Annotated in this window: 23 protein-coding genes and 1 other annotated feature; of the genes, 7 read left to right on the top strand and 16 right to left on the bottom strand. The window is 53.0% G+C overall.

Annotation, left to right across the window (positions count from 1 at the left end; all coding sequences use genetic code 11):
- The first annotated feature begins 3 nt into the window (after positions 1-3).
- Complete coding sequence (locus LRM19_RS08125; RefSeq protein ID WP_181574057.1) at positions 4-873, top strand: ion transporter; 870 nt, start codon at positions 4-6, stop codon at positions 871-873.
- A gap of 31 nt (positions 874-904) precedes the next feature.
- Here the strand turns inward: LRM19_RS08125 and LRM19_RS08120 are convergent, their stop codons facing one another.
- Positions 905-1,234, bottom strand: a complete 330-nt coding sequence (locus tag LRM19_RS08120) for an HI1450 family dsDNA-mimic protein (protein WP_006810881.1) — start codon at positions 1,232-1,234, stop codon at positions 905-907.
- Positions 1,235-1,267: 33 nt separating this feature from the next.
- A complete protein-coding gene (cls, locus tag LRM19_RS08115; RefSeq protein WP_008502791.1) occupies positions 1,268-2,728 on the bottom strand; it encodes a cardiolipin synthase in 1,461 nt (486 codons plus the stop codon).
- A 144-nt stretch (positions 2,729-2,872) separates the two neighbouring features.
- Here cls and LRM19_RS08110 point away from each other — a divergent pair, with 144 nt between their 5' ends.
- Entirely contained in the window at positions 2,873-3,046 is a 174-nt protein-coding gene (locus LRM19_RS08110; protein ID WP_086379783.1) for a YciY family protein, read from the top strand.
- Between the two features lie 110 nt (positions 3,047-3,156).
- Positions 3,157-3,792, top strand: a complete 636-nt coding sequence (gene leuE, locus LRM19_RS08105; RefSeq protein WP_271368162.1) for a leucine efflux protein LeuE — start codon at positions 3,157-3,159, stop codon at positions 3,790-3,792.
- A 45-nt stretch (positions 3,793-3,837) separates the two neighbouring features.
- On the opposite strand, the gene LRM19_RS08100 is transcribed toward leuE, so the two are convergent.
- The gene (locus LRM19_RS08100) at positions 3,838-6,054 is read right to left on the bottom strand and encodes a phosphoglycerol transferase I (protein WP_271368161.1); all 2,217 of its coding nucleotides are present in this window, start codon (positions 6,052-6,054) and stop codon (positions 3,838-3,840) included.
- 108 nt (positions 6,055-6,162) lie between these two features.
- A complete protein-coding gene (locus LRM19_RS08095) occupies positions 6,163-6,459 on the bottom strand; it encodes a YciI family protein (RefSeq protein WP_023327637.1) in 297 nt (98 codons plus the stop codon).
- A gap of 220 nt (positions 6,460-6,679) precedes the next feature.
- Here LRM19_RS08095 and tonB point away from each other — a divergent pair, with 220 nt between their 5' ends.
- On the top strand, positions 6,680-7,402 hold the full coding sequence (gene tonB / locus LRM19_RS08090) for a TonB system transport protein TonB (RefSeq protein ID WP_271368234.1): 723 nt from the start codon (positions 6,680-6,682) through the stop codon (positions 7,400-7,402).
- Between the two features lie 38 nt (positions 7,403-7,440).
- On the opposite strand, the gene yciA is transcribed toward tonB, so the two are convergent.
- From yciA to LRM19_RS08070, 4 genes are all read right to left on the bottom strand, one after another.
- A complete protein-coding gene (yciA, locus tag LRM19_RS08085) occupies positions 7,441-7,836 on the bottom strand; it encodes an acyl-CoA thioester hydrolase YciA (protein ID WP_008502796.1) in 396 nt (131 codons plus the stop codon).
- A gap of 104 nt (positions 7,837-7,940) precedes the next feature.
- Entirely contained in the window at positions 7,941-8,480 is a 540-nt protein-coding gene (locus LRM19_RS08080) for a septation protein A (RefSeq protein WP_025756566.1), read from the bottom strand.
- A 56-nt stretch (positions 8,481-8,536) separates the two neighbouring features.
- Positions 8,537-9,280 carry a YciC family protein gene (locus tag LRM19_RS08075; protein ID WP_033145752.1) on the bottom strand — a complete coding sequence of 248 codons (744 nt, stop codon included), beginning with the start codon at positions 9,278-9,280 and terminating at the stop codon, positions 8,537-8,539.
- A 25-nt stretch (positions 9,281-9,305) separates the two neighbouring features.
- Entirely contained in the window at positions 9,306-9,710 is a 405-nt protein-coding gene (locus LRM19_RS08070) for a YkgJ family cysteine cluster protein (RefSeq protein WP_021240310.1), read from the bottom strand.
- On the opposite strand from LRM19_RS08070, the gene LRM19_RS08065 reads away from it, so the two are divergent.
- From LRM19_RS08065 to LRM19_RS08055, 3 genes are all read left to right on the top strand, one after another.
- The gene (locus tag LRM19_RS08065) at positions 9,603-9,878 is read left to right on the top strand and encodes a hypothetical protein (protein WP_168707998.1); all 276 of its coding nucleotides are present in this window, start codon (positions 9,603-9,605) and stop codon (positions 9,876-9,878) included. The genes LRM19_RS08070 and LRM19_RS08065 overlap by 108 nt on opposite strands.
- 114 nt (positions 9,879-9,992) lie before the next feature.
- On the top strand, positions 9,993-10,625 hold the full coding sequence (gene ompW / locus LRM19_RS08060) for an outer membrane protein OmpW (RefSeq protein WP_115875450.1): 633 nt from the start codon (positions 9,993-9,995) through the stop codon (positions 10,623-10,625).
- Between the two features lie 145 nt (positions 10,626-10,770).
- Entirely contained in the window at positions 10,771-10,980 is a 210-nt protein-coding gene (locus LRM19_RS08055; protein WP_158285465.1) for a hypothetical protein, read from the top strand.
- A gap of 156 nt (positions 10,981-11,136) precedes the next feature.
- On the opposite strand, the gene yedF is transcribed toward LRM19_RS08055, so the two are convergent.
- From yedF to trpL, 8 genes are all read right to left on the bottom strand, one after another.
- Positions 11,137-11,370 (bottom strand): sulfurtransferase-like selenium metabolism protein YedF, encoded by a 234-nt coding sequence (yedF, locus tag LRM19_RS08050; protein WP_003856774.1) that lies wholly within the window; start codon positions 11,368-11,370, stop codon positions 11,137-11,139.
- A complete protein-coding gene (gene yedE / locus LRM19_RS08045) occupies positions 11,367-12,578 on the bottom strand; it encodes a selenium metabolism membrane protein YedE/FdhT (RefSeq protein ID WP_115875447.1) in 1,212 nt (403 codons plus the stop codon). Before yedE ends, yedF begins: the two co-directional genes overlap by 4 nt.
- A 181-nt stretch (positions 12,579-12,759) precedes the next feature.
- Positions 12,760-13,569: a tryptophan synthase subunit alpha gene (trpA, locus tag LRM19_RS08040; protein ID WP_252093087.1), complete on the bottom strand. Its 810-nt coding sequence runs from the start codon at positions 13,567-13,569 to the stop codon at positions 12,760-12,762.
- Positions 13,569-14,762: a tryptophan synthase subunit beta gene (gene trpB, locus LRM19_RS08035; RefSeq protein WP_024907111.1), complete on the bottom strand. Its 1,194-nt coding sequence runs from the start codon at positions 14,760-14,762 to the stop codon at positions 13,569-13,571. Before trpB ends, trpA begins: the two co-directional genes overlap by 1 nt.
- Before the next feature lie 10 nt (positions 14,763-14,772).
- Entirely contained in the window at positions 14,773-16,131 is a 1,359-nt protein-coding gene (gene trpCF / locus LRM19_RS08030) for a bifunctional indole-3-glycerol-phosphate synthase TrpC/phosphoribosylanthranilate isomerase TrpF (RefSeq protein ID WP_271368153.1), read from the bottom strand.
- A gap of 3 nt (positions 16,132-16,134) precedes the next feature.
- Positions 16,135-17,730 carry a bifunctional anthranilate synthase glutamate amidotransferase component TrpG/anthranilate phosphoribosyltransferase TrpD gene (gene trpD, locus LRM19_RS08025; RefSeq protein WP_271368151.1) on the bottom strand — a complete coding sequence of 532 codons (1,596 nt, stop codon included), beginning with the start codon at positions 17,728-17,730 and terminating at the stop codon, positions 16,135-16,137.
- On the bottom strand, positions 17,730-19,292 hold the full coding sequence (locus LRM19_RS08020; RefSeq protein WP_271368150.1) for an anthranilate synthase component 1: 1,563 nt from the start codon (positions 19,290-19,292) through the stop codon (positions 17,730-17,732). The genes trpD and LRM19_RS08020 overlap by 1 nt, the downstream gene beginning before the upstream one ends.
- Positions 19,293-19,315: 23 nt before the next feature.
- Positions 19,316-19,410, bottom strand: a sequence feature (Trp leader region).
- Positions 19,387-19,431: a trp operon leader peptide gene (gene trpL, locus LRM19_RS21200; protein ID WP_106993556.1), complete on the bottom strand. Its 45-nt coding sequence runs from the start codon at positions 19,429-19,431 to the stop codon at positions 19,387-19,389. (Overlaps the previous feature by 24 nt.)
- Positions 19,432-19,531 lie beyond the last annotated feature (100 nt).

Here is a 19,531-nt window from a genome sequence, read left to right as displayed (position 1 = left end):
GACATGATGTCAGCCCTTATTTTTTGCGAGGTTACTGTGTCGCGTTTATTAACGTCAGCCCGTCGGCGGCTTTATCATTTTTTATTCGATCCTGAAACGGTATCCGGACGTCGCTTCGAAGGTCTTTGCGGTTTATTTGCGCTTCTCAGCGTGGTCGTCATCTTTATTGAATCGGGTGCCGGGACGCAATATCACCTGACGTTTGACGAATGGCACATCTTTGTCTGGCTTGAGCTGGCGATTACCCTGGTTTTTACCGCTGAATATCTCCTCCGGGTAATAGCCTGGCCCAACCCGGCCCGATATGTTTTCAGCTTCTGGGGATTTATTGATTTAGCCACCATTTTGCCGCTCTACGTCATGTGGCTGTGGCCGGAAATCAGCCTGAGCTATGTCTTTGCCTGGCGAGCGATGCGCGTTATTCGCGTATTACGTATTCTGAAATTACTGCGTTTTATGCCCTCATTGCGCGTGTTCTGGAGTGCAATCGTCAGCGCACGGCATCAGCTCATTCTGTTCTACTCGTTTATTGCCATCGTCATGATTGTTTTCGGCGCGCTGATGTATTTAATAGAAGGTCCCAAATATGGCTTTACGACGCTCAATGCCTCCGTCTACTGGGCGATTGTGACCGTCACGACCGTGGGTTATGGTGATATTACGCCCCACACGCCGCTGGGCCGCATTGTGGCGTCAGTGCTGATTTTGATTGGCTATTCGGTGATTGCCATTCCGACTGGACTTATTACCACACACATGAGCAGCGCGTTTCAGAGCCGCAAGCAGCAGCGCAAGTGTCCTCATTGCCAGCAGGGTGAACATGATCACGACGCGCGGTTTTGTCATCGCTGTGGCAATAAATTGCCGGAGTAAATAAAAAAGGCTGCAATCGCAGCCTTTTTTATTATTCGCGCCAGAGTATATGGCACAGCTTATGGTCTTTCTCTCGACACAGCAGGACGCGAGCGAAAATATCGTTAATTTCGCCACCGTCTTCATCTGCCAGCCCAATCACCACTTCGGCAAAAAAGTCAGGGTTCAGGTCGAAATCCACATGCTCAGCCCAGTCTTCTGAAGGGTCAAACAGCTCGGCACCGCCGCGCTCTTCGAACTGCAGATTAAAAAGGATCACGTCTGCGGGATCGAGGTTATCAACCGCCAGTTCGAGAAAAATGTCATAGGCCTGCTCGAGCGTTTCGTCTTCGGTCAGGCGATTGTTCAGATCCATTTCCATGATGACTACCTGTTTAACATCGTTGGGCACGTTTTACAGCAACGGACTAAAGAAGTAAAACAGTCGTTCGGCAATTCTCTGCCACAGCGGACGTTTTACCCACAGTCTGGCATCCAGCAGACGCGAGCGGGAGATATAATCATCCTGCACCGCCGCGAGATCGCCGCCAAAGCCGGCATCATCAATGACCAGCGTGATTTCAAAGTTGAGCCACAGGCTGCGCATATCCAGGTTGACCGTGCCCACCAGGCTCAGCTCACCGTCGACGAGCACGCTCTTGGTGTGGAGCAATCCGCCTTCAAACTGGTAAATTTTCACCCCGGCGGCCAGCAGTTCGCTGAAGAATGCCCGGCTGGCCCAGCCCACCAGGAGAGAGTCATTTTTGCGCGGCAAAATGATGCTCACATCGACACCGCGCTGCGCGGCTGTACAGATGGCGTGCAGGAGGTCGTCGCTGGGGACAAAGTAGGGCGTCGTCATGATCAGATATTCACGCGCCGAGTAGGTCGCCGTCAGCAGCGCCTGATGAATCAAATCCTCCGGGAAGCCCGGCCCGGAAGCAATGGTATGAATAGTGTGACCGCTGGCCTCTTCAAACGGCATAATATTGCCGTCCGGCGGCGGCGGCAGGATACGCTTGCCGGTTTCAATCTCCCAGTCGCAGGAATAAACGATGCCCATCGAGGTGGCAATCGGCCCCTCCATTCGCGCCATCAAATCAACCCATTGACCTACTCCTGAGTCCTGTTTGAAGAAGCGCGGGTCGACCATGTTCATGCTGCCGGTGTAGGCAATATAGTTATCGATCATGATCATTTTGCGATGCTGGCGGAGATCCATCCGGCGCAGAAACACGCGCAGGAGATTCACCTTCAGCGCTTCAACCACTTCGATCCCGGCATTACGCATCATGCCCGCCCAGGGGCTGCGGAAAAATGCCACGCTACCCGCGGAGTCAAGCATCAGGCGGCAATGAATGCCGCGCCGTGCGGCGGCCATCAGCGATTCAGCGACCTGGTCAGCCATCCCGCCGGGCTGCCAGATATAAAAAACCATCTCGATATTATGACGAGCCAGCTGAATATCGCGGATTAACGCCTGCATGACGTCGTCGGAGGAGGTCAGCAGCTGCAGTTGGTTGCCCTTAACGCCGCCAATCCCCTGGCGGCGCTCGCACAGCTTAAACAGTGAGGAGGCGACGCTGCTGTTCTCCTCGGCAAAAATATGTTTGCAGGCTTTAAGATCGTTCAGCCACTTCGCGGTGGAGGGCCACATGGCACGGGCGCGCTCGGCACGGCGTTTACCCAGATGAAGCTCACCAAAAGAGAGATAGGCAATAATTCCCACCAGCGGGAGGATGTAAATGATCAGAAGCCAGGCCATGGCAGAGGGTACGGCTCTGCGCTTCATCAGGATGCGTAACGTCACACCCGCGATTAACAGCCAGTATCCCAGAATGACCAGCCAACTCACCACGGTGTAGAAGGTTGTCATAGGTAAAAAAATCCTTTTGAAAGCGTATTGTTATGAGTGTACGCATCAGGATTCATCTGGCAAATAAAAACGCCAGGTAAAAGCGCTGGTTTGCTGCCGGGTTGGGTTTATAATGGCGGCTCAGTTAGTTTAAGAGTTGTAGACATGAAGCGCAGTAGAACAGAAGTAGGGCGCTGGCGCATGTTGCGACAGGTGAGTCGTCGCAAGGCTCGTTGGCTGGAAGCACAATCCCGCCGCAATATGCGTATTCACGCCATCAGAAAATGTGGATTGACGCGGCACCGCAATGCGTTGCTGTTCGCAGTCCAGGATATCTGAGAACCATGAGGGCACCGTAACTGGTGCCCGCTGATTTTATTGCGTCTGATTTTTTGGGGATAGCGTATTTGCAGCGTTGTTCCTGTTGTGTTTAGCAAAAGGAGGGAGAAGTGTTTGCGGAGTTTGGCGTACTGAATTTCTGGACGTATGTTGTTGGCGCATTTTTTATCGTTCTGGTGCCGGGACCGAATACCCTGTTCGTGCTAAAAACCGGGATCGGTCACGGTGTTAAAAAAGGGTATCTCGCCGCTATGGGCGTATTTATTGGCGATGCGGTGCTGATGTTTCTCGCCTGGGCGGGCGTCGCGGCATTAATCCAGACCACGCCGGTACTGTTTAATATCGTGCGCTATCTCGGGGCTTTCTATCTGCTCTGGCTGGGGGGCAAAATGCTCTGGTCGGTGGTAAACCGTCAAAAAAACGCGCATGAGAGCGGCCCCGAACCTGCCAGTATGATCATGAAACGTTCCCTGGTGTTAAGCCTGACCAACCCCAAAGCGATTCTGTTCTACGTATCGTTCTTCGTTCAGTTCATTGACGTGAATGCGAAGAGTACCGGCACTTCTTTCCTGATCCTTGCGACGACGCTGGAGTTGATAAGCTTTATGTACATGAGCTTCCTGATCTTCTCCGGCGCGTTTGTCACACGTTATCTGAAAACAAAAAAGAAACTGGCAAAGCTGGGGAACGGGCTGATAGGGCTGCTATTTGTCGGATTTGCGGCGAGGTTAGCGTCGCTGCATTGATGGTTTGAAAGGCTCCTGAAGGAGCCTTTCAACAGATTATAAAAATTAGCTACAGTCTTTGAAAATGGTACATAACTCGTTGAGTTTATAATTTGTTTTGTTTATAAACACATCTAATGGGATATCAGGGCTCCCTAAAATGAACTTAGTATCGCTTTTAGTATAAGTTCCTATTATTTGCTGTCTGGGGGCCAGGTCAGTAGCCGCATTCGCGCGCAATAATTCATTAACTGATGGTCTGGTTTCATAAGGGATACAAAAAACAGACTCATTTGAAGCAATGATGAGAGTCGAACTATCTTTACCAATCAAGTTTTTTACTGCATTCACATCAACTGGAACGTTATTGCATGTGTTAAAATTGGCCAAGAGTTTTATTTTTTTATTTTCTCCTTCAAGTTTGTAAAAATTAATCCCATATGGCATGGTTTGCTCTTGAATATTATCATTAATGCCTGTCTGGACATTAAGTGGCCCAGACGAAATGCCGATAAGTTCCTGAGAAAATAAAGGAGATACAGCGTTAAGCTCTCTTCTATTGAAAATACCTTTTTCATTTATTTGGTACTGTGTCGTACTATTATGTGTTAGTTCATAACCACATAAGCCTTGTTTACTTTTCGATGTTACTGAACAATTATTTATATAAAAAAGAATATTATCTTCGGCAGTAATTCTTTGCGCGTTTAAGGCAAAGGCTTCAAAATAAATGCTCTTGATGTTTTTATTCTTATCAGCGGTTCCGAAGAGAGGCCATTTGTATTCTTGTTGGCCAATTGTCAATTTGCCATCTTTAAATGAGAATTTATCATTTAGGGAAGGGTAATTCCATAGTGAAGACGAAAACCCTAGATAATCACTAATGTTTTTAGATTTTTCCCATGATTGTAAAATCTGGCTTTTTTCATTCCGAAGTAAACTGTGACCAAATCCAAAATCAGGTTTATCAGCCGAAGAGATATCAAGTATAGTCGGCCAGACATCCAGCAATGTTCCTGGTTTGGCGATTTTAGTGGGTTTAATTCCTTTTTTTATAATAATAAAATTGTTCCTACGCTTGTCCTGAATGCTGTCAAGCTCTTTACTAGCAGCGTTAGCCATCATCAAATGATCTGAAACAAGAACAATGATTGTATTGTCAAAATGGTCTGAGTCGATGATTTTTTTAATAAATGTACCAATAAGATAATCAGAACAACTTGCTGATTTAAACATAGGGTTAGTGATGGCAGCATTAATATGTCCATCACAAGCAGATAAATAGGTACCTGCTGGCGGATGAGTATTGACGGTTAAGAATGAGAGGAGAAAATTATCTTTTGAGGTCGATAACTTTTCAAATTCATTATATACATGGTCAATGAGCGAATCATCATGAACACCCCATCCGCTAATGTCATTTTGATTTACTACGTGATGATTAAGCAAATATTGTTTATCATGTTGATAAATCCAGCCATGCTGAGAAAAGAACTTATCCCCTCCAGCAAATTCTTTATCACTCCCACGTATAAATTCCGTAGTGTATCCACTTTTTTTCAAATGTGTTGCAATGCAATCAGCCCCACCCAAGAAATGTGACATATTATTCGCTGAATTACCTTGAGGGAGGACTAATGGAATAGCACATTGGGTATTGACCATACCTGCCATTGTCCACCCCATACCCGGAATTTGACGTATGTCAGTGAATTCAAGATATTGATCTGCAAGTTTACTTATTTGTGGTATATAATTGATGCCATCAATGTTTCTCAGTGAACGTTCAAGGCTCTCAGCATAAATAAAAACATAGTTGTACTTTTTATTCATTTCGTAATCAACGCTGTTATACTGCCTGGCCACTTTTACACCATTCCCATAGGATAAGTTCTGAAGCGAGTTGTATATATTTTGGGTTGCATTAGATTGAAAAACGAAAAATAAAAGGGATGAAATAAATAAAACATTATAGAATGTGGCATTGCGCCGTGGCAATTTTTTTCGAAATTTGAATGACGCAAATATTATCGCTATAGAAATCAAAATAAATATGCTGGCTGCAAAAACTTTAGGCAATATATCATCAATAGACGTCCCGTGAACATTACTTCTCAGATGATAATAAACTGCATCATTTACACCATTTCCGGTAAACATATTTGATATAAACCAGAAAGCAAATATCAGTAATGCAATAACCACCGCAATCGATTTGATTCTGATAAATGTAGCATTAGCAAAACAAACGGCCAATAATAATACTAATAAGATATAATCCATAACAAACTTTTCTAAGTAAAAGAGATGAATGGATTATATCTTTTTTCATTCAAAAAGGTAGTAGGGCAATGCAACGTTAGTTTGCTGCCCTACATTTACACGATTGATTTAAAACACTTTCTTATACGGTCTCACCGTCACTTTTGCATACACACCCGCTGCAACGTACGGGTCTGCGTCAGCCCAGGCCTGAGCGGCTTCCTGGGATTCAAATTCAGCAATAACCGTGGAGCCGGCAAAACCGGCAGCACCCGGATCGTTGCTGTCGACTGCGGGCATGGGGCCAGCGGTCAGTAATCGGCCTTCATCCTGGAGCAGCTGCAAACGTGCCAGATGCGCAGGGCGCACAGACTGGCGTTTTTCGAGCGAATCAGCAACATCTTCAGAGTAAATTACGTAAAACACGGCGAAGCTCCTTAACCGGTAAAAGTGTCAGTTACGTTATGTGAAAGGGCAAACGACTGCAATGTAAAATAAAAACAATGTTAATACCCTGATCTGACTGCGTCTTTTTTGGCCTCTCAGGCGCTAAAGTTGCGCCAGAGCATAGTGTCTTATTGAATATGATTGCTATTTGCATTTAAAATCATAGTTCGGTTTTTTAACGTTGATGAATATGACTTCGATGACCCTTGATTTACCTCGCCGCTTTCCCTGGCCGACGCTGCTTTCTGTCGTGATTCACGGTGCCGTTGTTGCGGGTTTGCTGTATACCTCGGTTCATCAGGTTATTGAAATGCCCGCGCCCGCGCAGCCGATTTCGGTAACGATGGTCTCGCCAGCGGATCTTGAACCGCCGCAGGTTGTCCCTCCACCACCACAGCCGGTGGCTGAACCTGAGCCAGAACCCGAGCCCGTTCCGGAGCCACCGAAGGAAGCGCCGGTGGTGATCCACAAGCCTGAACCGAAGCCAAAACCTCAGCCGAAGCCAAAGCCGGTGAAGAAGGTGGAGGAGCGTCCGAAACGTGAGGAACGTCCGGTTGAACCGCGTGCGACCCAGCCGGTTGAAAATGCAGCGCCTTCACGTCCAGTGATGAACAATACGGCAACGACATCAAAGCCAACGGTTAGTGCGCCAGCGGGCCCGCGTGCCGTAAGCCGCAACCAGCCTCAGTATCCGGCGCGAGCTCAGGCCTTGCGTATTGAAGGCCGCGTAAGGGTGAAATTTGACGTGACTGCGGATGGCCGAGTGGATAACGTGGAAATCTTGTCCGCTCAGCCTTCTAATATGTTTGAGCGCGAAGTGAAATCTGCAATGCGCAGATGGCGTTATGAGCCAGGCAAGCCGGGCAGCGGATTGATTGTGAATATCGTTTTCCGCCTGAACGGCGGGGCGCAGATGGAATAAAAAAAGCCTCCGAAAGGAGGCTTTTTTTTACCTGTCGATCAGGCCTGAGGAAGTTGACGAGGTTTACCCTCGCTGTCCACTGCGACATAAATAAACAGCGCCTCAGTGGCCTTATAACGCTGCCCAATCGGCTCAGAAGAGACTTTCTTAACCCACACTTCGATGTTAATTGAAATAGAGGTATTGCCGCGTTTGACGCAGCGAGCGTAGCAGCAAACCACATCACCTACCGCAACCGGGCGCAGGAAGGTCATGCCATCCACTCGCACAGTCACCACGCGCCCGTGGGCGATCTCTTTTGCCAGAATTGCGCCGCCCATATCCATCTGCGACATCAGCCAGCCGCCAAAAATATCGCCATTGGCATTGGTGTCAGCGGGCATTGCCAGTGTGCGTAAAACCAGTTCGCCCTGCGGGGCGTTAGTTGTTGTCATTGTTTTAACTCGTAACGGAAGACTTCAGGCGGGATGCTACTATGATTTTACAGCAGAGAGAATAGACCAGAACGCCTGTCGCTGACGTTCTGGTCAGTCATTAATCAGTGCTTGTCGTCCTGCGGCATGTGGCGATAAATGTATACGCCGCTTAACAGCGTGAAGATAAGGGTCAGTGCGGTCAGGCCGAAGACCTTAAAGTTGACCCAAATATTCTGCGGCAGCCAGAAAGCAATATAGATGTTAGCGAGACCGCAGAGAATAAAGAAGACCGCCCAGGCGATATTCAGACGGGACCAGACTTCCTGAGGCAGCGTCAGCTCTTTGCCCAGCATGCGTTGGATCAGCGGTTTTTTCATCACCCACTGGCTGATTAATAATGCGCCCGCAAACAGGGCGTAAATCACGGTCACTTTCCACTTGATAAATTCATCGTTATGGAAGAACAGAGTCAGTCCGCCGAATACGGCGACCAAGACGAAGGTGACCAGCGCCATTTTTTCGACTTTACGGTAGCGAACCCAGCTATAGATCAGGACCACAGCCGTTGCAACGATCAGCGCAGTGGTCGCGGCATAAATATCGTACAGCTTATAAAAAGCAAAAAAGACCACGAGCGGTAAAAAATCAAGAAACTGCTTCATTCTGTGATTCCATCTTCTGAGCGGGGCGGGAGGCAGCGATGCCACCCGCCTCAGGATTACTGACGAATTAACATATACAGGCGGAACAGATAGACCAGCAGCACCGCTGAAATCAGATTGCTCAGCGTATTCGCCACTACCGCGCCAACGTTCGGCGTTAATACCGCAAAATTCGGCGCAAACAACAGCAGGAGCGTTTTGGCGAGCAGCCAGCCGATCACGGCAGGCGCCACCAGACGCATATTAGCCCATGCCAGTCGGATGCTGCTGCGCATCGCGGTAAAAATACCCATCTTATCCTGCACGACCATCACAGGCGCAAACGAGAGCACGATAGCCAGCAGTACGCCCGGCACCACGACCAGCATTATCCCCATCTGCACCAGCAGGGTGGTCAAAAAGATCAGGATAAACAGCTTAGGTAAGACCGGCGCGCTGGCACCAATCGCCCGTAAGGCGCTGACCCGGTGACCCGCCGATACCAGCTGAATCATCAGCAAAACGCCGCCCGCCAGAACTGCATTACCAATCAGGCCCGAGAAGGTGGACGCGGCAGAGGCGCGCAGCAGGATTTGCTGCTGTTCCGGCGTCATGTTTTGCACCAGCTCAAACAACCCCACGCTACCCGCAAGATGGTCGCCCTGGCTCAGGCTGGCAATCTGTTCTTCACTCGGTGAAAACGCATGACCCAGCACCACCGTGATAAAGGCGCAAAGCAACGCGATCAGTAAAAAGGTTATGAACTGATTGCGGAAAAAGTTTCCCGTGTCACGGTAGACAGACTTCGCCGTGATAGACATGCACTCTCCTTGAGTATTGCAGGTGTTAATTAGCCGGCAATTGTACACCGGATGCACCTGCTGTGGCAGCATCAAGGCTTGTATGGAAAAGCATATCTTTGTAAAGCGGCGGTAATCCCACGCGTGCGCGTGCGCGATTGCAGGCTTCGTTGACCTGGCCATCTTCCCCCGACATGGCAAATTCCCGGCACGGGCTGGGGCGATCCTCATAGATGGAACATCGGGTAGAGACCCCAGGCTCACCCTGTAGCGCCACACAGCGAGCCTGCTTTTGGTTCGTGCCGCTCATGCAGCGCAGAAAGGGGGTTAACGGCTCGGTGAGATGAACCGGAACGGTACCGCCGCCATCGCTGGCTTCGGCCCAGTAGAAAGAGACTCGAAAATACGCACAACAGGCTCCGCACGTCATGCACGGGTTGATATCACTCATGGCACACCTGCAAAAGAAGAACGCATCAAATCAATTTGTGAGAGCGATAAATTATCCAGCCGCCAGAGGAAGAGCAAGAGGGGGGAAAGGGAAAATTTTGTAACCGTGAAATGCCAAAAATTGACATGGAAACAACTTATCGCTTTTGAACGCGCCACAAAAAATTAACCCAGATCAATGAATGTTAAGTTACTGGTTTTAATGTGATCTGTGGCAGATCACTTATTACCCTTTTGTGAGTATATTCTCATCCGCGATTAAAACCACAACGATGGAGCGGATATGAAAAAATTAGCGGTGGCAGCCCTTGTATTAAGCAGTCTCTCTGGCGGCGCGTACGCGCATGAAGCAGGCGAATTCTTTATTCGTGCCGGTTCGGCTACGGTTCGCCCAACTGAAGGATCGGATAACGTGCTGGGTATGGGCGGTTTTAACGTCAGTAATAACACCCAGTTAGGGTTAACGTTCACCTATATGGCGACGGAAAACGTTGGTGTTGAGCTTCTTGCTGCAACGCCGTTCCGTCATCGCGTGGGTCTGGGCGCAACCGGTGATATTGCAACGGTTCACCATTTACCGCCAACGCTGATGGCGCAATGGTACTTTGGCGACTCAAGCAGCAAGGTGCGCCCTTATATTGGCGCTGGTTTGAACTACACCACCTTCTTTGACGAGAAGTTTAACGATACCGGTAAAGAGGCCGGTCTGACTGACCTCAGCCTGAAAGATTCGTGGGGCATGGCGGGGCAGGTCGGTCTGGATTACCTGATTAACCGCGACTGGTTAATTAACGCCTCCGTCTGGTATATGGATATTGATACGGACGTACGCTTCAAGGCGGGCGGTCAGCAGCAAAGCATCAACACGCGACTGGATCCGTGGGTGTTTATGTTCTCTGCGGGTTATCGTTTCTGATCCCCCGTCAAACTGGCCACAGGGTGGCCAGTTTGCTTTGCTCACTTCAAAACGACGGATAAACCGGCCGCTCATCAAGCTTTACGCAGTGCCTCAGGATCGTTTCCCCATCATATAAATAGCTGAAAGCGTCGCTGGACAGGGAATGGAAGAGAATATCGCCATTGGCAAACGGGATAATTTCGGTATCACCCGCACGTTTATGTCCCGCGCCGGTTTCAAAATGGCCGCGCCACCGTTCCTGGGTATGGTCATAGACGTGCAGAATAACCTCGACAAGTCCTCTTTGCGGACAATCAAGGCGCAGGAAGGTGGAAGAGAAATTCAGGGACAGCGCATGGAAGGGAATCAATAAGGCGAAAACCAGTAAAGCTCGTAAATACATCAAATCGCGAAAACCTCCTTCAAAAGGGAAATGAGATTTTACTTAAGTCAAAAATCCCGTTTTTGCCGTGGATCAAGATGTCTTATAATTCAATACGATAAAGGCCCCTGGCGAGGCCCTTAGGGATCATTTTTGAATCAGATAGCGAATGGTTGGGCCATCCTGCTGGATATCCAGCACCGTATAACCGTGGTTTTTTGCATCCAGCGGTATGTTGTTGATGGACTGCGGGCAGTCGCTCACCACCTCCAGAATTTCCCCTTTCTTTAGCTGCGGTAGCGCTTCAAGCGTAGCCACCGCCGGATATGGACAGGGCTCGCCAACCATATCCAGACGATAATCAGGCACGATCTCTTTCATGCAGCATTCTCCTGCGTTTCTGTTTTAACGCCCGCACGGCGGAAGAAACGTTTCTCCTGTGCGACGACCAGTAAAAAAGCAACCAACAGCAGGGCGTAGGTGACCAGCAGGCCGCCGAGAGGGCCGAAGGTGCTCAGCAGGTTGACCTTGTCCCAACTTGTGGCAAGCGCCGGGGACAAATCGTCCCAGAAGTACGCCAGGACCGTCGAGCCAATCACATTTCCAAGACCCACCCACCAGTAGTGCACCTGTCCTTCGACGGCGCGATACATCCAGCCGGTTTCACACCCGCCGGCCAGCACGATCCCGAAGCCGAACAGCAGGCCGCCAATGACCGCGTTAGGGCCGGCCCACATGATTTTCGGTTCGACGCCCAGTTGAACATAGCTGAAGATGCCGATGGCGCTGACCGCCATCCCGGCGATAATCGCCTTCGCCATCATCGTGCGGCCGGTGATCCACATATCGCGAAACGCGGAGGTGAAGCAGATCTGCGCGCGTTCAATGAGCAGACCAAAACCCACGCCGAACAGCATCGCCAGACCGAGTTTGGGCTGGTTCAGAGCCGTACACAGCGCCCATGCCACCATAGCGAAAAAGACCAGCATTCCGAGACGGAAACGGCGGCGTGCCTGAGAGGGCTTCTGGGTTAACGGAGACGCTGCGCTGACTTTGGTCATTTTCACTGGAATGCGAAACAGCGGCAGCAGGGTAAATTTTGCGCCAAAGTAAGAGCCGATGGCCGTGGCGACGGCAAAGAACCAGGCGTGAAGCGAAAACTGAGGAATCCCCGTAAAGAAAGCGGCCAGGTTACAGCCCATCGCCAGACGGGCGCCAAACCCGGCAATGATACCGCCGACAACTGCCTGAAGAATGCGGATCCGGCTTTTGGGCATACGCAACTTAACGTTGTTTGCCCACAGCGCCGCCGCGAAGCAGCCGCCGAACATGCCGATGATCATCATCCCGTCGATGCGGGTAAGCGGCGTGCCGTCCAGATGGATGAGTTTAAAGTAACCCCACTCTTCGGTATGCACGCCAGCGAGCTGCAGCAATTGACCACCCCAGCGGGTGAACTCGCCGGTCACGGCCCAGAAGGTGCCGGTAATGCCGAAATAGTAGGTAGAGAGAATGCCAGCCGCGATAACAGCCGGAACGGGTGACCAGAACTTAACCAGGTAAGTCTGTTTGAAGGATTGCCATGACATGAATAAGCCTCTGAACTCAGAAGGATTAAAGATAAAAAAGAGTCCAGATCATACGCTTACATAACAGTTTGAAAAGCCATTCACACCGAAAATATCGAAAGGATCAATTTTGACGTAATCCTTTGTTGATGGCGGGGAAGAAAGGGTAACCGTCTGGCAGGGGTGCCAGACGGTGGAGGGGTCAGGCTTTAAGCGTCGCCGCCTTCATGGCCGTCACAAACGCTTTCAGCTCGGCCAGCATCTGCTCGGGTTTGTCCACGTTCTTCTCGATGATCTTCACAATCGCAGAGCCGGAGATGGCACCCGCAGCCTTCGCGTCAATCGCCGCGGTGACCTGATCCGGAGAGGAGATCCCGAAGCCCTGCAGCGGCGGCGCGGCATGGTACTCGGCCAGCTTTTCCACCAGATGATGCAGCGGCAGGGCGGCTTTATTCTCGGCACCGGTTACGCCTGCGCGGGAGAGCAGGTAGGTGTAGCCGCGCCCGTAAGAGGCTATCTGGCGCAGCAGTGTGTCATCCGCGTTCGGCGGGCAGATGAAAATCGGGGCGACGTTGTGACGCATCGCAGCCTGGCGGAACGGCGCGGACTCCTCGACCGGCACGTCGGCGACCAGAACGGAGTCGACGCCTACGCGTGCGCACTCGGCGTAAAACTCATCGATACCGCGGTTGAACACCAGGTTGGCGTACATCAGCAGGCCAATCGGAATGGTCGGGTGCTTCTGGCGAATTGCCGCCAGCATCTCAAAGCACTGGGTTGGCGTCACACCAGAGGCAAACGCGCGCAGCGTCGCATTCTGAATGGTTGGGCCATCCGCCAGCGGGTCAGAGAACGGGATCCCCAGCTCCAGCGCGTCGGCACCGGCCTCAATCAGGGTGTCGATAATCTTCAGCGACTGTTCCGGGCCCGGGTCGCCCAGGGTGACGAAGGGAACGAACGCGCCTTCCTGGCGGGATTTCAGTTCTGCAAATACGTTATCGTAGCGTTCCATCAGATTTCCCCTCGTGCTTTCAGAATATCGTGAACGGTGAAGATATCTTTGTCACCGCGTCCGGAAAGGTTTACCACCAGCAGCTGTTCTTTTTCCGGATTGTCTTTCATCATTTTCAGCGCATGGGCCAGAGCGTGTGAAGACTCCAGGGCCGGGATGATCCCTTCGCTGCGGCACAGCGTTTTGAACGCTTCCAGCGCTTCGTCATCGGTAATGGAGACATAGTCCGCGCGACCCGTACTGTTCAGATAGGCGTGCTGCGGCCCGACGGAAGGGAAGTCGAGGCCGGCAGAGATAGAGTAAGACTCTTCAATCTGGCCCTCATCGGTCTGCATCATCGGGGATTTCATGCCGAAGTAGATCCCCACGCGGCCATGCTTCAGCGGCGCGCCGTGTTCACCTGATTCAATGCCGTGACCGGCAGGCTCAACGCCAATCAGACCCACGCTGGTGTCGTCGATAAAGTCTGCGAACATGCCGATGGCGTTTGACCCGCCGCCGACGCAGGCGATCACCGCATCCGGCAGGCGACCCTCTTTTTCGAGGATCTGCGCTTTGGTCTCTTCCCCGATCATGCGCTGGAATTCGCGCACGATGGTCGGGAACGGGTGCGGGCCCGCCGCGGTTCCGAGCATATAGTGCGCGGTTTCATAGCTGCCGGACCAGTCGCGCAGCGCTTCGTTACAGGCATCCTTCAGCGTCGCGGAGCCGCTGTGTACCGGGATCACTTCCGCACCCATCAGGCGCATACGGAAGACGTTCGGAGACTGACGCTCAACGTCTTTCGCCCCCATATAGATGCGGCATTTCAGGCCGAGCAGGGCGCTGGCGAGCGCCGAGGCCACGCCGTGCTGGCCTGCGCCGGTTTCGGCGATGATTTCGGTTTTGCCCATACGCTTCGCAAGCAGCGCCTGGCCCAGCACCTGATTAGTCTTGTGCGCGCCGCCGTGAAGCAGGTCTTCACGCTTAAGATACAGCGTGGTTTTCGTACCTTCCGTCAGATTGCGGCATTTGGTCAGCGCGGTCGGACGACCGGCGTAATTTTTCAGCAGGTCGGTAAATTCAGCCTGAAACGCCGGATCCTTTTGCGCGCTGACAAACGCTTCTTCCAGCTGGCGCAGCGCGGGCATCAGGATTTGCGGGACGTACATCCCGCCGAACTCACCAAAATACGGGTTAAGTAATGTCGTCATCTTCTCTTCCTTAATATGCACGCAGAGTTTTAAAAACCGAGGCCAGCTTGCTGGCATCTTTGATACCCGGTTGGGACTCTACGCCTGAATTGAAATCGAGGCCTGCGCAGCCGGTTTTCGCGGCTTCTACACAGTTGTCCGGGCTTAATCCGCCCGCCAGCAGGACGTTGTCCAGCTTTTCGCCGTTCAGCAGAGACCAGTCAAAACGCTGGCCGCTTCCGCCCTGGCCGTTATCGAGGACGTATTTATCCACGTGGTTCAGGTTACGCGGGGGCAACGTATCGCTAACGCTTTGCGCTTTCCAGATCTGTACCTGCGGCGCCAGCGCGGCGCGCAGGGCATCGATATAGGCCTGATCCTCATCGCCGTGCAGCTGCACCGCGCTCAGGGATAACGCGTCGGCTTTTACAACCATCTCTGCGATATCCGCATTGCGGAACACGCCAACATAGCTGAGCGGTGCCGCGGCGATGATCTTACGCGCCTGCTCTTCGCTCACCGCGCGAGGAGAGGAATCCACAAAAATCAGCCCGCCATAAATCGCTCCGGCTTCATACGCGGCCTGGGCGTCCTGTTCGCGGGTTAAGCCGCAGACTTTGTTTTCACCCAGCAGCACGCGACGCACTGCCGCATTGAGATCGTCATGTTCCATCATGGCGGAGCCAATCAGGAAACCGTTGGCGAAGTGGCTCAGCTCGCGCACCTGGGCGTAGCTGTTTATGCCGGATTCGCTGATCACCGTGACGCCAGCGCCCAGACGCGGCGCCAGCTGGCGCGTGCGGTTCAGGTCGATTGACAGATCGCGCAGATCGCGGTTGTTGATGCCAACCACTTTGGCTTCCAGCGCAATCGCGCGCTCCAGCTCCTCTTCGTTGCTCACTTCGGTCAGCACGCCCATTTTCAGGCTGTGCGCCACGGCAGAGAGCTGGCGGTACTGCTCGTCGTCAAGCACCGAGAGCATCAGCAGGCAGGCGTCGGCCTGGTAAAAGCGCGCCAGCCAAATCTGATAAGGGTCGATAATAAAGTCTTTGCACAGGATCGGCTGCGGCGCGATGCCGCTGACGATCGGCAGAAAATCGAAGCTGCCCTGAAAATATTTCTCATCCGTCAGCACGGAGATGGCTGAGGCATGATGCTTATAAATACCGGCAATGCGCGCCGGGTCGAAATCGTCACGGATAACGCCTTTGGACGGGGACGCTTTTTTGCACTCCAGAATAAACGCGGTGCGCGCACCCTGCAGGGCGTCATAGAAACGACGGCTGCTAGGGACGACGTCGTTCTGAAAACTGGCAAGCGGCTGCTGTTGCTTGCGGGCTTCCACCCAGATGGCCTTATCGGCAACGATTTTCGCTAAAACGGTCTGCATTCTTTACCCTCTTGCCGCAAGTGCGGTAACGCGATCGTAAGCTGCACCGGAGCGCAGTACATCCAGAACTTTTTGAACGTTGGCCTTCAGGTCTTCCTCACCGTGCAAACGCATCAGCATGGCGACGTTGGCGGCAACGGCGGCCTCATGAGCGACCTCTCCCTTACCTTGTAATAAGCGCGTCAGAATGTCACGGTTTTCTTCCGGGGTACCGCCTGCCAGCGCTTCCTGGTGATACGGAGTTAAACCAAAGTCATCGGCTTCGAGCTGGTAGCTCAGGATTTCACCGTCGCGCAGTTCGGCCACCAGCGTCGGCGCATGCAGTGACACTTCGTCCATTCCGCCGCTGTGCACCACGGCGGCACGCTGGTAACCCAGCACGCGCAGCGTCTCGGCAATCGGCAGGACCAGCTCCGGGCCGTAGACACCGATCAGCGCCAGCGGCGGGTGCGCCGGGTTGATCAGCGGGCCGAGCACGTTAAACAGCGTGCGGGTTTTAAGCTGCTGACGAACCGGCATCGCGTGGCGGAAACCGGTGTGATACTTCGGCGCAAACAGGAAGCAGACGCCCAGGTCATCCAGCGCTTCACGGGAACGTTCGGCGTTCATATCGAGATTAATGCCGAATGCGGCGAGCAGATCGGAAGAACCTGACCGGCTGGACACGCTGCGGTTACCGTGCTTCGCGACCTTTAAACCACACGCTGCCGCTACGAAGGCGCTGGCGGTTGAAATATTGATACTGTTGCTGCCATCACCGCCGGTACCGACGATATCGGCAAACTGATAGTCCGGGCGCGGGAACGGGGCGGCATTTTCCAGCAGGGCCGTAGCGGCACCGGCGATCTCCTGCGGGCTTTCGCCGCGGACCTTCATGCTCACCAGCGCGGCCGCCAGCTGTTCCGGCTTCAGCTCACCGCGAACCACGGCGGAGAAGAGCTGGTGGCTCTCCTGCTGGCTCAGGGTCTGCGCCTGGTACAGTTTTTCCAGAATCGGCTGCAGGGTGTTGGTCTGCTCCAGCTTCTGTAACGCCCAGTCGAGCGTCTGCTCCAGCAGGCAGGCACCGTGAGAGGTCAGGATGGATTCCGGATGGAACTGCATCCCGCAGACGCGATCCGCGTCGTGACGCACCGCCATCACCATCCCTTCAAACGAGGCGTTAATGGTCAGCCCGGCGGGAATGTTGCTGCCGATCAGCGAGTGGTAGCGCGCGACCGGGAGCGGATTCGGCAGCCCGGCAAACATTGCCTGGCCGTCATGTTCAATGCTGGACGCTTTACCGTGCAGGATCTCTCCCGCCTGGCCAACGTAGCCGCCGTAGGCTTCAACAATCGCCTGATGGCCGAGGCAGATACCGATAATCGGCAGCTTGCCGCGCATACGGGTCAGCAGCTCCGGCATACAGCCCGCTTCGCTCGGTGCGCCAGGCCCAGGAGAGAGCATCAGCACCGGGTTTTGCATGGTTGCCAGACGGTCAATCAAGGTCTGGGCCGGCACGTGGTTGCGATAGATAACGACGTTATGGCCATTCGCACGCAGCTGATCTGCCAGGTTGTAGGTAAAGGAATCGATATTATCGAGCAGCAGAATGTCAGCCATCAGAAAATCTCCTGTGCATGGTGTGCGGTAGCAATGGCGCGAAGGACCGCTCGGGCTTTACTGCGCGTTTCGTCAGCTTCAGACTGCGGAACGGAATCAAGAACAATCCCGGCTCCCGCCTGGACGGTGGCAATGCCGTCTTCTACATAGGCGGAGCGGATCACGATGCAGGTATCGAGGTCGCCGTGGGCGGTGAAGTAACCCACCGCGCCGCCGTAGCTGCCGCGACGACGCCCTTCGGCGGCGGCAATCAGCTGCATGGCACGCACTTTCGGCGCACCGCTCAGGGTGCCCATATTCATGCAGGCGCGGTAGGCGTGCAGCACGTCGAGGTCGTGGCGCAGCTCACCGACCACGCGAGAGACCAGGTGCATCACGAACGAATAGCGGTCAACTTTGGTCAGATCCGCCACGTAGCGGCTGCCCGGGGTGCAAATGCGTGCCAGGTCGTTACGCGCCAGGTCAACCAGCATCAGGTGCTCGGAGAGCTCTTTATGGTCGGTACGCATTTCCAGCTCGATGCGGCTGTCGAGATCGCGATCCAACGAGCCGTCTGCGCGACGTCCGCGTGGACGGGTTCCGGCGATCGGGTAGATCTCAATCTGACGGCTGGTGGCGTCGTACTTCAGCGAGCTTTCCGGCGAGGCGCCGAACAGCGTGAATTCGTTGTCCTGCATGAAAAACATGTACGGGCTTGGATTGCTTTTCTTCAGCACGTCGTAGGCCGCCAGCGGAGACGGGCAGAGCAGCGAGAAGCGACGGGACGGCACGACCTGGAAAATTTCCCCGGCGCGAATCGCTTTTTGCATCTGGCGAACCACGGCGCCATACTGATCGTCGGTCTGGTTCACATCGCAGGTCATTTTTTCCACTCGCTGCACCGGAAGCGCAGGAGGCGCTTCCGTCATCTGCTGCTGAAGCTGCGCGATGCGATGCTCAAGACGGTTTTTCTCAGCGGTCGAAGGCGTGAACAGGCTGGCCTGAATGCGGGTGTATTGTTTCTGATGGTCGATCACCAGCAGGGTTTCGGCCAGATAGAAACAATAGTCCGGGCAGCGATTGCCCTGCTCGGTTTCCGGTAAATCTTCAAAGCCGGCGACCAGATCGTAGGCAAACAGCCCGCCAAAGAACATCGCTTCACGCTCATCGTGCGGAACGGTGACCAGGTTCTGCAGCAGGCGGAAGGCATCAAAGACGGACAGGGAGCAGAGGCGAGCGTCTTCATCCAGCAGCTGGCTAACCGGCGGGAAATGCAGAATACGCATTTCTGGATGACGTTCGTTTTCAATGCCTGACGGCAGGGCGGCATCCAGCAGTGGCAGCAGCGATGCGCCGTTGTCTGATAAGGCCTTAATTGTGACAGTGTCACCTAGAGCGGTAATGCGCAACGCGCTGTCGACCAGCAGCAGGCTCTTGAGATCGTCCTTGCTGTCGATGTCCGCAGATTCCAGCAGCAGCGTCGCCGGACGTGCGCCGCAAACCTGATGAAACAGCGCTGTCGGGTTGTGGCGGTAGGCCGCCTCGCAGGTCAGCAGTTCGAGGTGTGGTTTGGCTGTTTGCATTATATTGTTCTCATTTTCTGTTCAAAAAAAAGCCCGCTTGGAAGCGGGCTGGGTATCTGTTTGCATTTCGCAGACGCGTGACACTGCCCGAAGATCAGGAAGTACGCCACCAACCGTGCAGAGTGAAATGCGCTGTCATTTTCAGATACCTTTCTCGTGTGAACTTGCGTACTAGTTAACTAGTTCGATGGCGTGTTGTCAACCCTTGATTTCAGAATTTCGATATAAGTCGGTATCAT

The sequence above is a fragment of the Enterobacter sp. PI-10 genome, assembly GCF_027947695.1.
In the GTDB taxonomy this organism is placed as follows: Bacteria; Pseudomonadota; Gammaproteobacteria; order Enterobacterales; family Enterobacteriaceae; genus Enterobacter; species Enterobacter vonholyi.
Note: the sequence above shows the minus strand (reverse complement) of the source record. Positions and strands in the feature narration are given on the sequence as shown.